Annotated in this window: 9 protein-coding genes; 1 reads left to right on the top strand and 8 read right to left on the bottom strand. The window is 72.6% G+C overall.

Going from position 1 to position 13,396, the window contains the following annotated elements; genetic code table 11:
• From CGE01nite_RS11475 to CGE01nite_RS11455, 5 genes are all read right to left on the bottom strand, one after another.
• A partial coding sequence (locus CGE01nite_RS11475; RefSeq protein ID WP_141371052.1) for a LacI family DNA-binding transcriptional regulator occupies nucleotides 1-686 on the bottom strand: 686 nt, incomplete at its 3' end.
• Complete coding sequence (locus tag CGE01nite_RS11470) at nucleotides 683-3,214, bottom strand: glycoside hydrolase family 2 protein (protein ID WP_174773446.1); 2,532 nt, start codon at nucleotides 3,212-3,214, stop codon at nucleotides 683-685. The genes CGE01nite_RS11475 and CGE01nite_RS11470, both read right to left, overlap by 4 nt.
• Nucleotides 3,215-3,285: 71 nt before the next feature.
• Nucleotides 3,286-4,110, bottom strand: a complete 825-nt coding sequence (locus CGE01nite_RS11465; protein ID WP_048343761.1) for a carbohydrate ABC transporter permease — start codon at nucleotides 4,108-4,110, stop codon at nucleotides 3,286-3,288.
• Nucleotides 4,107-5,075 (bottom strand): carbohydrate ABC transporter permease, encoded by a 969-nt coding sequence (locus tag CGE01nite_RS11460; RefSeq protein WP_141371050.1) that lies wholly within the window; start codon nucleotides 5,073-5,075, stop codon nucleotides 4,107-4,109. The genes CGE01nite_RS11465 and CGE01nite_RS11460 overlap by 4 nt, the downstream gene beginning before the upstream one ends.
• Nucleotides 5,076-5,086: 11 nt before the next feature.
• Entirely contained in the window at nucleotides 5,087-6,424 is a 1,338-nt protein-coding gene (locus CGE01nite_RS11455) for an ABC transporter substrate-binding protein (RefSeq protein ID WP_048343763.1), read from the bottom strand.
• Between the two features lie 219 nt (nucleotides 6,425-6,643).
• Between CGE01nite_RS11455 and CGE01nite_RS11450 the strand changes: the two genes are divergently transcribed.
• Nucleotides 6,644-7,885, top strand: a complete 1,242-nt coding sequence (locus CGE01nite_RS11450) for an ROK family transcriptional regulator (protein ID WP_141371048.1) — start codon at nucleotides 6,644-6,646, stop codon at nucleotides 7,883-7,885.
• A 45-nt stretch (nucleotides 7,886-7,930) separates the two neighbouring features.
• Here CGE01nite_RS11450 and CGE01nite_RS11445 read toward each other — a convergent pair whose 3' ends face one another.
• From CGE01nite_RS11445 to CGE01nite_RS11435, 3 genes are all read right to left on the bottom strand, one after another.
• On the bottom strand, nucleotides 7,931-9,259 hold the full coding sequence (locus CGE01nite_RS11445; RefSeq protein WP_048343801.1) for a maltokinase N-terminal cap-like domain-containing protein: 1,329 nt from the start codon (nucleotides 9,257-9,259) through the stop codon (nucleotides 7,931-7,933).
• 2 nt (nucleotides 9,260-9,261) lie between these two features.
• Entirely contained in the window at nucleotides 9,262-11,004 is a 1,743-nt protein-coding gene (gene treS, locus CGE01nite_RS11440; RefSeq protein WP_229747481.1) for a maltose alpha-D-glucosyltransferase, read from the bottom strand.
• 95 nt (nucleotides 11,005-11,099) lie between these two features.
• A complete protein-coding gene (locus CGE01nite_RS11435; RefSeq protein WP_417282010.1) occupies nucleotides 11,100-13,319 on the bottom strand; it encodes an alpha-1,4-glucan--maltose-1-phosphate maltosyltransferase in 2,220 nt (739 codons plus the stop codon).
• Between the last annotated feature and the right edge of the window lie 77 nt (nucleotides 13,320-13,396).

The following is a 13,396-nucleotide window of genomic DNA, read 5'->3' as shown; positions in this document are numbered from 1 at the left end:
GGGTGCGCGAGCCGGCACAGCGCGGAGTCGTCCCACGCGAGCAGCGACAGCCGGTCGGGGACCGGGACGCCCATCTCGGCGGCGACCTGCAGGCCCGCGATCGCCATCACGTCGTTGTCGTAGACGATCGCCGACGGCGGCGCGCCCCGACCCAGCAGCGAGCGGGTCGCGCGCGTGCCGGACTCCTCGAGGTAGTCGCCCTCGACGACGACCCCCTGCACGCCGAGCCGCTCGCACTCGGAGACGAACGCGTCCGTGCGGGCCTGCGTGTGCGCGAGCGCGGCCGGTCCGGACACGCGCGCGAGGCGCCGGTGACCCAGCGCCGCGAGGTGGCCCGCGGCGTCGCGCATCGCGCGCCCGTTGTCGATCCACACGTTGGTGAAGGGCAGGTCGGGCGTGGGGCCGCCGACGACGACGGTCGGGATGCCGAGTTCGGTGAGCACGTCCAGGCGCTTGTCGACGAGCGCGACGTTGACGACGACCACCGCGTCGACGCCGCCGTCCGCCCAGCGCCGGTACGCGGCGATCTCCGCGTCGTGGTCCGGCACCACGTGCAGCAGCAGCGAACGGCCCTCGCCGGAGAGCCGCTCCTCGATGCCCGAGATGAGCTCGGCGAAGAACGGCTCGATGCCCAGCAGGCGGGCGGGCCGCGCCAGCACGAGCCCGACGGCGTCTGCGTGCGTCACGCCCGCGAGCCTATCGGCGCGGTCACCACCACCACGTCGTTCGCGCTGCGCAGCACGGGTCGGGACGTCAGCGCGTCGAGGTCGAGCGCCGCGTCGGTGCGCACGCGGAACGTGACGCTCGTGCCGGCGGCCAGGTCGACGAGCGCGTCGTCGACCGTCGCGGCCGGGTCGAGCCGGTCGACGAGCAGCGTGACGTCACGCGCGAGCGACCGGGCCCGCACCGTGACCTCGTACCCGCCCGCGACCGGTGCGGCGCTCGCGGTGAGCGGGGAGGGGTCGAGGCGCAGGTCGACGTCCTCGCGCCACACGTGCACGGCGCGCTGGTCGTCGAGCCGGACGACGAGGGCCTCCGACGTGTCGTCGTCGGGGACGGCGACGTCGTCGGGCAGCGGGACCAGGCCGACCGAGCGCGGCTGGACCGCGACCTCGAGCGCGACGCGTGCGCGCTCGTCGCCGGTCAGCGACTCGCGCTCGACGTCCAGCCGGCCCGTCCACGGCTCGCCGGTGTCGTTGACGACCGCGACCACCAGCCGGTCGTCGCGTGGCTGGACGGTGAGCAGCCGGGGCGCGTTCGCGTGCCGCAGCGCCCACCACAGGGGCTTGGGGCGCTCGTCGCCGTCCACCGCGGCCCACGACGTGACCGGCCAGCAGTCGTTGAGCTGCCACACGATCGAGCCGGCGGTGCGCGGCCACCACGAGCGGTGGTGCTCGGTCGCGAACGCGACGGCGCGCGCCTGGTTGAGCTGCGTGGCCCAGTGCCAGTCGGCGAAGTCGTCGGGCACGCCGAGGTGCGGCGCCAGCCCACGGCCGAGCTTCCCGTTGCCGTCGTCGGCCTTCTGGTGCAGCAGGAACGTCGGGTCGTGCTTGTCGGTCACCATGACGCCGCGCTCGTCGCGCACCGCGCGTTCCAGCGTGGCCCAGGTGGGCGGGCCCTGGAAGCCGAACTCCGAGCAGAACCGCGGCACGTCGTCGCGGTAGTGCGTGTAGTCGACGCGGTTCCACACCTCCCACTGGTGGTGCGTGCCGTGGTCGGGGTCGCACGGGTGCACCTCGTCGGGGGCGAAGCCGGGGGAGGAGGGGCTGTTGTCGCTGTACGGCCGGGTCGGGTCGAGCTCGGCGACGACCGCGGGGAAGATCTCAGCGGCGTACCGCAGGCCCCACGTGAGGTCCCCGAGCTCGTCCTTCCACCCCCAGTCCTCGTGGCCCCAGACGTTCTCGTTGCCGCCGTTCCAGATCACGAGGCTCGGGTGGGGCGCGAGGCGGACGACGTTCTCGCGGGCCTCGGCCTCGATCTCCTCGAGCAGCGGCGACTCCTGCGGGTACGCGGCGCACGCGAGCAGGAAGTCCTGCCAGACCAGCAGGCCCCGCTCGTCGCACAGCTCGTAGAAGTCGTCGCTCTCGTAGATCCCGCCGCCCCAGACGCGCACCAGGTTGAGGTGCGCGCCGAGGGCCTGGTCGAGCCGCCGCGCGAGCCGGTCGCGCGTGATGCGCGTGAGCAGGTGGTCGTCGGGGATCCAGTTCGCGCCGCGGACGAACACCTCCCGGCCGTTGACGACGAGCGTGAAGCGCGTGCCGTGCGCGTCGCGGCGGCGGTCCACGGCGACGTCACGGAAGCCGATCCTGCGGTGCCACCGGCCGAGCACCGCGCCGCCGGAGGTGAGCTCGATGCTCGCGTCGACGAGCGGCTGGGCGCCGTGGCCGACGGGCCACCACACGGGCGCGTCGGGGACCTCGACGACGAGGGTGCCCTCCAGGTGCCCCGGCGCGATCGTGCCCGTGACCTCGACGTCCGCGACGCGCGCGCGCACCGCGAGCGGCGCGTCGCCGCCGGGCAGTCCCGAGCGCTCGACCGTGACGTGGAGCTCGGCCCGGCCCGTGCCGTCCGCGGCGAGCGTGACGAGCGGACGCACCTGCGCCAGGCGCGCGACGCGCCAGCGCTCGACGCGCGCGGGGCGCCACAGCCCGGCCGTCTGCAGGTCGGGCCCCCAGTCCCAGCCGAACGAGCAGGCCATCTTGCGGACCATGTTGTACGGCTGCGGGTAGGCCAGCGGGCGGTGCCCGAGCCGGGCCTCGAGCGCCTGCGCGTGGTGCAGCGCGGAGGTCAGGTCCACCCGGAGCTCGACCGCGGAGCCCACGAGGTCACGCACGTCGAACCGGAAGGAGCGGTGCTGGTTCGCGGTCCGCCCGACCTCGTGCACCGCGCCGTCGGCGCCGACGAGCGAGATCGTCGCGACGGTGTCGATGCCGTCGAACGCGAGGTCGACGCGCTCGTCGCCGTCGGGCGCGGCCTCCACGAGCGGACGCACGTAGCGCCAGTCCACGTGCCGCATCCACGCGAGGGCCTCCTCGTTGCGGTCGAGGTACGGGTCCGGGATGAGGCCCGCGTCGAGCAGGGCCGTGTGGCTCGTGCCGGGGACGGCCGCGGGGACGCCGGCGGCCAGCGCCGCCGCGAGGGCGTCGTCCAGGTCGTCGGGGGTGCCGGCGGTGGCGGTCAGGCGCCAGCCGTCGACGAGGTCGGTGTGCGTCATCAGGAGAGCTCCGAGTGGTGCGCGGTGAGCGGGTGGGCCGGGGCCTCGTCGTCGAGGCGGGTGCGTGGGCGCTACTTGGTCGCTCCCGCGGTGAAGCCGTTGTAGATGAACCGCTGCAGGAAGAGGAACAGGACCAGGATCGGGACGATCGTGATGACCACGCCAGCCGAGATGACCTCCCACTGCGAGCCGAACGGGCCCTTGAACGCGAACAGGGCGGTCGAGATCGGGCGCTTGTCCGGGTCGGTGATGTAGAGGAAGGGCAGGAAGAACTCGTTGTAGATGCCGATCCCCTTGATGATCACCACGGTCGCGATCGCGGGCTTCAGGTTGGGCAGGATGATCGTGAAGAAGATCCGCAGGTGGCCCGCTCCGTCGATCGTCGCGGCCTCGTCGAGCGACCTCGGGATGCTGCGGACGAACTGCAGGAAGATGTAGATCGAGATGATGTCCGTACCCATGAACAGCAGGATCAGCGCGCCCTGGCTGTCGTAGAGGCCGAGCCAGTTGATGATCTGGAACGTCGCGACCTGCGTGGTCACGCCGGGGACCAGGGTGGCCAGCAGGAACAGGTTGAGCACACCGCGCCGCCCGGCGAACCGGAACCGGTCGAGCGCGTAGGCCGTCGCGGCGCCGATCAGGATCGTGCCGGCGATGGCGACGCCGAAGATGACGACGGTGTTGACGAACCCGCGCATCATCCCGCCTCGCGTGAACGCGGTCGCGTAGTTCGAGACGTTGGTCCAGCTCTCGGGTGCCGTGAACGGGCCGGTCGTCAGGAACTCCTGGTTCGTCTTGAAGGACCCGACGACGATCAGCACGATCGGCAGGAGCATCACGATCGACGCGAGCACGAGGCTGACGTACTTCACGGTGCTGGTGGCGGCGCGGATCATGCGAGGTCCACCTCGTCGTCAGGCAGCACGAGCCGCTGGATCCAGGTGATGACGAGCACGATCAGCAGCAGCACGACCGCCATCGCGGAAGCGAGCCCGACCATGCCGCGGTTGAACGCCATCCAGACCGTGCGCATCACGAACGTCTCGGTGCCGTTGCCGCCGTCCGTCATGACCTTCGGGATCTCGTAGACCGACAGCGAACCCGAGATCGCCAGGATCAGCGAGAGCCCGACGATCGGGCGGATCGACGGCAGGATGATGAACCAGAACTCGTGCCAGCGGCTCGCGCCGTCGATCTCGGCCGCCTCGTACACCTCGCTGCTGATCGACTGGATCGCGCCGAGGAACATCACGAAGTTCAGTCCCATGTACCGCCACACGGAGACGCCCGCGAGCGTGACGTTCGCGATGTCGGGGTCGCCCGTCCACTGCCGCACGAGCGACTCGAGCCCGACCGCTGTCAGCGTGGAGTCGAGCCCGCCCGCGGGGCGCAGGAAGTTGAGGAAGATCAGCCCGATCGCGACGCCGTTGATGAGGTACGGGAAGAACAGGATGCCCTTCCAGAGGTTCTTGAACCGGATCCGGAACGACAGGATCGTCGCGAAGTACAGCGCGACGACCATCTGCACGAACGAGCCGACGAAGTAGTACAGCGAGACCCAGAAGACCCGCACGTTGTCCGGGTCCGTGAACACCTCGCGGTAGTTGTCGGCGCCGACGAAGGTCTTGACCTTGTCGAGGCCGTCCCAGTCGGTCACGGAGTACCAGAACATGTTCACGACGGGGACGTACGTGAGCAGGACCAGCAGGCCGACGGGGATCGCGAGGAACAGGTAGGGGACGAGGCGTCGGCGTCGGCGGGCCCCGCCCGTGCCACCCGGGTGCGGCTCCCGGGCGGCACGGGCGTCGGGCGTGTCCGCCGCGGTCGTCGGGCCGCGCAGGCCCGTGGCAGCGGTGGTCATCCTGCGGGACCTCAGGAGCCGACCTCCGCGCGGCCCTTCGCCCACGCGGCGTTGAGGTCGGTGAGGACCTGCTCCTTGGTCCGGGAGCCCGACCGGGCGTCGTCGACGATCTTCTGCCGATACTTCGGGTCGGTCGTCACGATGCCGGACGCGGTGTCGATGTCGGCGAACAGCGACTCCTTGCCCGCCGGTGCCGCGTTCATCGTGAGCAGCTCGACCTCGTCGACGAAGCCCTGCAGCGCGGCGGGCACGGGGCCGTCGACGAGCGGCGAGAGGCCCACCTGCGACTCGGAGAAGCCCGAGTCGTGGTTGAACCAGTCGATCCACGCACGCGCGGTGACCTTGTTCGACGAGTGCACGTTGATGCCGAGGTTGTAGTCGCCGCCCGCGACCGCGTGGAACGTCCCGTCGACCTGCGCGGGGAACGGCATGTAGGCGATGTCGTCGGCGCTCGCCCCCGCGGCCTCGGCGGCCGCCGCCATCTGCGGGATCGCCCAGGAACCGAGCACCATCGCCGCGATCTTGCCCGTGCCGAGCAGCTGCTTGGACTGCTCCCAGTTGGTGGTCGTCGGGTCGGCCTCGGTCAGGCCCTGCGCGACCACGTCGTACAGCAGGCCGTCGATCACGCCCGAGTCGGACTCGTCGGTCCACGGGGTGTCCGTCTGCGTCATCTTGTTGACGTAGTCCGGGTCCGCGGTGACCGCGCCGCGCGCGCCGTCCCACTGGGTCAGCGGCCAGCTGTCCTTGTAGTTGGTGTAGAGCGGCGCGATCTCGATGCCCGCGTCCTTGATCGACTGCAGGTCGGCCAGGAACTCCTGCGTCGTGGTGGGGAAGGCCGTGACGCCCGCGGCGTCCCAGACCTTCTTGTTGTAGACGATGCCCTGCACGTTGCCGACGACCGGGATGCCGTAGGACAGTCCCTCGAACGACTTGTCGTTGATCCAGCGGTACTCCTCGCCGAGCTCGTCCTGCGCGCCGAGCGGCTCGAAGAAGTCGCCGAGCTGGTCGGGGGTGACCGAGCCGGGGATCGCGAGCACGTCGCCGTAGTTGTCGGTGTTCATGCGCGTCTTCACCTCGCCCTCGTAGTCGGTGATGCCCTCGACCTTGACGTTCGTGACGTCGGGGTACTTCTCCTTGAACGCGGTGACGTACTCGTCGAACGTGCCGTCCTCGACCAGGTCGGTGCGCCAGGTCAGGACCGTGATCTCGCCAGCCGGCTCGGCGTCCGCGCCGGTCGCCGGCGTGGTGGGCTCGTCACCAGAGCCGCTGCCGCACGCCGCCGCCAGGGTGAGCACGGTGCCGATCGCGGCGAGGGACACGTACCTGCGGCGTCGCTTCTGAGGGAACATCGGTGATCCTCTCGTGGTCCCGGCACGTGCGCGTGCCGGCCGTGGGTGGAGGGGCGTCCTTGCCTCGTCGGTCCGGGGACCGTGCTCCGTGTGGCATTCTTAATCCACTGAACTAAGTAAGTCAACGGGTCGTGTCGGTCCCGGCCGGGGCGCGACGCGGCTCGTTACCATGAGGCCCGGCGGCGCGAGTCCCGCGTCGCCCGGCGGACAGGAGGGCCGGTGAACAGCTCCCAGCCGGGGCTCGGCGCCGTGCACGCGAGCAGCAGGTCGGCGATCCTCGACCTCATCAGAGCCGCGGGGACGATCTCGCGGGTCGAGCTCACCCGCGTGTCCGGGCTCACCGGCGCCACGGTCTCGACCGTGGTGCGCAAGCTCATCGACGACGGCCTCGTCCTGGAGGTGGGCCGCGCAGAGTCCACCGGCGGCAAGCCCCGCATGCTGCTCGAGCTCGACCCGTTCGCGCGCTACGCCGTGGGGGTGCACCTCGACCACGCGGGCATCACCTACGTGATCGCCAACCTGGGCGGCGCGATCGTCGCGCGCTGGCGCCGGCCCGGCGCGGGCGCCGACGACCCACGCGAGGTCGTCGCGCGCATCGCCGCCGAGATTCGCGCGACCGTCGCGCGCATCGGCGTCGACCCCGCACGCATCCTCGGGCTCGGCGTCGTCTCGCCCGGGCCGCTCGCGGTGCGCACCGGCATGACCCTGACCCCGCCCGTCATGCAGGCGTGGACCGAGTTCCCGCTCGCGGGCGCGCTCGAGCACGCGGTCGGCCTGCCGGTCCTGCTCGACAACGACGCGACCGCGGCCGCGATCGGCGAGTACTGGTCCGGCGGCGTCCCGACCGGCTCGGCGTTCGCCGCGCTCTACATGGGCACGGGCATCGGCGCGGGCATCATCGTCGACGGCACGGTCTACCGCGGGTCGAGCTCGAACGCGGGCGAGGTCGGGCACATCTGCGTCGAGGTCGACGGCCCCGAGTGCTGGTGCGGGAGCCGGGGGTGCGTCGAGGCGCTCGCGGGCCCCGCCGCCGTGGTCGCGCAGGCGCGTGAGCAGGGCGTCGAGCTCGCCGGGCGCTCCGTGTCGGAGGACTTCGCGCAGCTCGCCCGGGCCGCCGCGCGCGGCGACGAGGTGCCCATGGCCCTGCTGCGGCGGTCCGCGCGCTACCTCGCGGTCGCCGCGCAGACCCTCGCGAACGTCCTCGACGTCGCGCACGTGGTGCTCACCGGGCCGTCGTTCGCGCTCGCGGGCTCGCTGTACCTGCCTGTGATCGAGGAGCGCCTGTCCCGCTCGTTCTTCGCGCGGGCCAGCCACGCCGTCCGCGTCGCGATCTCGTCGAACGCGCCCGAGGCGGCGGCGGTCGGCGCGGCCGCGCTCGTGCTGCAGGCCGAGCTCGCACCGAGGGTCGGCGGCATGCGCATGGCGCTCGACGTGACCGAGACGGTGACGGCGAGCGCCTGATCGTCGGCGCGGCCCCTCGTCGGGCGGTCAGGCGTAGAGGTGCGGTCAGGCGCCGGACGTCAGCCGGTCGAGGCCCGCGAGCGGGATCGGGAGCCAGGCGGGGCGGTTGCGTGCCTCGTACACCGCCTCGTACAGCGTCTTGTCGAGCTCCAGGACCCGCGTGAGCAGCTCGTCCGACGCACCCGGCTCCGACGCGCTCGCCTGGCCGTACCCCGCGAGCAGCGCGGCGCGCGCGCCGGTCGTCCACGCGTGGGCCTCGTCGCCGGTCAGCCCGCCGACCGCGGCGGCGTAGTCGAGCGAGCGCAGCAGTCCGGCGACGTCGCGGACGGCGAGGTCGGGACGGGTGCGGGCCTCGAGCGGGGCGAGAGGCTCGCCCTCGAAGTCGAGCACGAGCCAGTCGTCGTCCACGGCCAGCACCTGGCCCAGGTGCAGGTCGCCGTGCACGCGCTGGCGCGGCGGGGTGCTCGGCAGGGCGCGGACGCGCTGCGCGACGCGCTCGACGGCCGGGCGGTACCGTTCGAGCTCGTCGACCGCGTCCCGTGCCCAGGCGAAGCGCTCGAGCAAGGCTTGCGCGAGCCGGTCGGGGCCGTCGGCGTCCGCGACCGTGGGGTAAGCGCGCGCGAGCGCCGCGTGCATGCGCGCGGTCACCGCGCCCAGCCGGTACGCGCCTGCGTCGAAGGGCTCGCGCGCACCCGCGAGCTCGCACGCCAGCTCGAACCCGTCGCGAGCGCCCGGGACGAACTCGCTCGTCACGCCCAGGTAGCCGGTGACGAGGGCGTGCGGCGAGGCGAGGTCGGGCCACGACGCGCGCAGCCACGCGACCGGCGCGGGGACGCCCGTGTACCCCTCGTCGACGAGCCGGCGCGGGACGTCGATGTCCGGGTTCTCGCCGGGCTGCAGCGCACGCAGGACCTTGAGGATCGCGCGGCCCGGCGCGCCGCCCTCGGTCGCACCGAGCACGACCGACGAGTTCGACTGCTCGCTCGTGATCGCCGCGACGTGCTCGAGGTCGACGGGTCCGGGCGGCCCCAACGGGCCCTCGGCCCGGTCGAACCAGGCGCGCAGGAACGCGGGGTGCGCCACCCCGTCGAGCGCGGTCCGGCCGTCGCCGAGGGGGGTGCCGGCGGGCTCGTCGGACGGGACGACCACGAGCGGGACCTGCAGGAGCGTGTCGCCGCCCTGCGCCGAGCGGGCGGCCACCAGCAGCACGCGCACGTCGGCCGCACCGAGCGGGTCGACGAGCGGGACCACCGCGTGCACGGTCAGGTCCGCGGCCGCGCCCTTGACCGGGAACCACCGCCGGGTGGGCAGGTCCGCAGCGACCGCGGCGAGCAGCCGCTGGTCGGAGGCGTCCGGCGCGCGTGCCGTCAGCATGGTCACGTCTCGGCCGGGAGCCGTGGGTCGACGGACGAGGTGCGGGCCGACCGCGGAGCCCGGCGGACGGTGAGCCAGAAGAACTCGCGCGAGCCGAGCGTGAACCGCGCCGAGCCGGTCTCGTCGAGGCTCCCGAACGACGCACCGCCGAACACGTCGTGCAGCTCGGCGCCAGGGGCGTCCGCGATCGTGACGCGCGCGGAGCGTGCGGTGGCCGCGAGGTTCGCGACGACCAGCACCGTCTCCTCGGCGGTGCTGCGCGTGAACGTCAGCACCGACTCGTTGTCGCTCGGCACGACGCGGAACTCGCCGAGCCCCATCGCCGGGTGCTGCTTGCGGACCGACAGCATGCCGCGGACCCAGTGCAGCAGGCTCGTCGGCTGGGCGAGCTGGGCCTCGACGTTGGTGTGGCCGTAGTGGAAGACGAGCGACTGCACGAGCGGCAGGTAGAGCTTGCCCGGGTCGGCGACGGAGAAGCCGGCGTTGCGGTCGGGCGTCCACTGCATCGGCGTGCGCACCGCGTCGCGGTCCGGCAGCCAGATGTTGTCGCCCATGCCGATCTCGTCGCCGTAGTACAGGCACGGGCTGCCGGGCAGCGAGAGCAGCAGGGCGTGCGCGAGCTCGATCTCCTTGCGCGAGTTGTCCAGCAGCGGCGCGAGGCGGCGGCGGATGCCCACGTTCGCGCGCATGCGCGAGTCGGGCGCGTACCAGCCGTACATGGACGCGCGCTCCTCGGTCGAGACCATCTCGAGCGTGAGCTCGTCGTGGTTGCGCAGGAACGTGCTCCACTGCGCGCCCGCCGGGATCGGCGGGGTGTCGGCCAGGATGTCGACGATCGGCGTCGCACGCTGGTCGCGGATCGAGAAGTAGATGCGCGGCATCACCGGGAAGTGGAAGCACATGTGGCACTCGGGCTCGCGCTCGGTACCGAAGTAGTGCACGACGTCCTCGGGCCACTGGTTCGCCTCGGCGAGCATGATGCGGCCGGGGAACTCGCGGTCGAGCATCTCGCGCACCGTGCGCAGGAACGCGTGCGTCTCGGGCAGGTTCTCGCAGTTCGTGCCCTCGGCCTCGAACAGGTAGGGCACCGCGTCGAGCCGGAAACCGTCGATGCCCAGGCCCAGCCAGAACCGCGCGACGTCGAGCATCGCCTCGCGCACGCGCGGGTTCTCGAAGTTGAGGTCCGGCTGGTGGCTGAAGAAGCGGTGCCAGAAGTACTGCCGGCGCACGGGGTCGAACGTCCAGTTGGACGTCTCGGTGTCGACGAAGATGATGCGCGCGTCCTGGTAGCGCGTCGCGTCGTCGGACCACACGTAGAAGTCGCCGTACGGGCCCTCCGGGTCGCTGCGCGACGCCTGGAACCACGGGTGCGCGTCGCTCGTGTGGTTCATGACGAGGTCGACGACCACCCGCATGCCACGCGCGTGCGCCTGCTCGACGAGCTCGACGAAGTCCTCGAGCGTGCCGTACTGGCTGGCCACCGCGGTGTAGTCCGCGACGTCGTACCCGCCGTCGCGCAGCGGGCTCGGGTAGAACGGCGGCAGCCACAGACAGTCGATGCCCAGCCACTGCAGGTAGTCGAGGCGGTCGATCAGGCCGCGCAGGTCACCGCTGCCACTGCCCGTGGAGTCGGAGAAGCTGCGGAGCATCACCTCGTAGAACACCGCCGTGCGGTACCAGTCGGGGTCCTCGACCAGGCCGTCGCCCGGCAGCGGCGGCACGGCCGGCTGGCGGCCCGTGGGCAGCTTGATCTGCGACGTGGTGGGCGCGGGCTCGCGCACGCGCGGCAGCGACCCCGTCGGGGGGCGGGCCGGCGCGACCGCGGACGTGGGGGTCTCGGTCACGGGTGCTCCAGGACGACGACGTGTGCGGGCCGTTCGGCCGGGTCGATGCGGACGTAGACCTGCGGGCCCCAGGTGTAGTGCTCGTCGCGCAGGACGTCGTGCGCGACGACCGGTCCGTGCGCGGGCAGTCCGAACGACGCGAGGTCGAGCTCGACCACGCCCTCGCGCACGTTCCACGGGTCGAGGGACACGATCGCGACGACCGTGCTCGCCCGGCCCGTCGGCGAGTGCTCGGCCGCGAGGTGCCGGGAGAACGCGAGCGTCGCGTCGTCGCTCGTCGGGTGGACCTGCAGGTTGCGCAGCTGGTGCAGCGCGGGGTGCGCGCGGCGGATCTCGTTGAGCTTGCCGATCAGGTCCGCCATGCCCAGGTGCTGCGCGAGCGACCAGTCCCGCGGGCGGAACTCGTACTTCTCGTTGTCGATCTGCTCGTCGGCGCCCGGCCGCGGCACGTTCTCGAGCAGCTCGTACCCCGAGTAGACGCCCCACGTCGGCGAGCCCAGCGCGGCCAGCACCGCGCGGATCGCCCACGCCTGCCCGCCCGCGCCCTGCAGGTACGGCGGCAGGATGTCGTGCGTCGTCGGCCAGAACGCGGGACGCATCCACGCACCCTGGTCGCCCGAGACCTCCTGCAGGTAGTCGCCGAGCTCCTGCTTGGTGCTGCGCCACGTGAAGTACGTGTACGACTGGTGGAAGCCGATCTTCGCGAGCGTCTGCATCATCGCGGGGCGCGTGAACGCCTCGGAGAGGAAGATCACCTCGGGGTGGTCGCGCGCGACGTCCGCGAGCAGCCAGTGCCAGAAGTCGAGCGGCTTGGTGTGCGGGTTGTCGACGCGGAACAGCGTCACGCCGTGGTCGATCCACACCTGCAGCACCCGGCGGACCTCGGCGTACAGCCCCGCGGGGTCGTTGTCGAAGTTCAGCGGGTAGATGTCCTGGTACTTCTTGGGCGGGTTCTCCGCGTAGGCGATCGAGCCGTCGACCCTCGTCGTGAACCACTCGGGGTGCTCGGTGACCCACGGGTGGTCGGGCGAGCACTGCAGCGCGATGTCGAGCGCGACCTCCATGCCGTGCTCGCGGGCGCGGGCGACGAACGCGTCGAAGTCCTCGAACGTGCCCAGGCCGGGCTCGATCGCGTCGTGCCCGCCGTCGGCCGAGCCGATCGCGTACGGCGACCCGGGGTCGCCCGGGAGCGCGCCGAGCGAGTTGTTGCGGCCCTTGCGGTTCGTCAGGCCGATCGGGTGGATCGGCGTGAGGTAGACGACGTCGAAGCCCATCGACGCGATGCGCGGCAGCTGCTCGGCCGCGGTGCGCAACGTGCCGGTGCGCCACTCCTGCGCGTGGTCGTCCCACGTGGCGCCGTGCGAGCGGGGGAACAGCTCGTACCACGCGCCCGTGAGAGCCAGTGGCCGGTCGACGACGAGCGGGTAGCTGGGCGAGGCGCTGACGAGGTCGCGCAGCGGCTCGCGCGACAGGGCCTGGCGCACGTGCGGCGACAGTGCCCACGCCAGGCGCTCGCCGGGGAAGCGGTGCGTGTCGCGCAACGCCTCGACCGCCTCGCGCAGCGTCGCGGCACCGTGCTCGCTCATCGCGTCGTCGCCCGTGCGGTCGGCCGCGCGGGCCAGCAGGCGCGCACCCTCCGCGAGCATGAGCTCGACGTCGATGCCCGCCTCGACCTTGATGGCCGCGTCGTGGGCCCAGGTCGCGTACGGGTCCGACCAGCCCTCGACGTGGAACGACCACAGGCCCGTCCGGTCGGGGACCAGGCGCGCCTCGTACCGGTCGAGGCCGGGTGCGATGTCGACCATCGCCGCACGCGCGTGCACCGCGCCGTCCGGGTCCACGAGCACGGCCGTCGCCGCGACCGCGTCGTGGCCCTCGCGGAACACGGTCGCCCGGACCGGGAAGGCCTCGCCGACGACCGCCTTGGCGGGGAACCGTCCGGCCTCGGCGACGGGGAACACGTCCAGGACCGGGATGCGACCGACGGGCGGGGCGCCGATGACGGTCGTCGCGCGGGGGGCGGGGGCGACGATGGTCGGGACGGGCGCGACGGGCGTCGCGGAGGGGGTGGCAGGCGTCGGGGAGGGGGCGGCGGTGGCCGGTGCGTCGGGGGCGGTCGCGGTGCTCGTCTCGCGCTGCGGCTCGGCCTGCGCGGCCAGTGTCGAGGCACGAGCGGTCCTGCGGCGCCGACCCGGTGCGGCGGGGGAGGTCGTCACGTCCCGAACCTATCCGCAGGTGCCCGTCCCAGGCATCTGCAGCGCGCGAGTCCGACGCACGAGCCGTGCTGCTCGCG

It is taken from the genome of Cellulomonas gelida (genome assembly GCF_006538725.1).
Lineage (GTDB): Bacteria > Actinomycetota > Actinomycetes > Actinomycetales > Cellulomonadaceae > Cellulomonas > Cellulomonas gelida.
The sequence above is the reverse complement of the archived record's forward strand: the minus strand, read 5'-3'. Positions and strand labels throughout refer to the sequence as shown.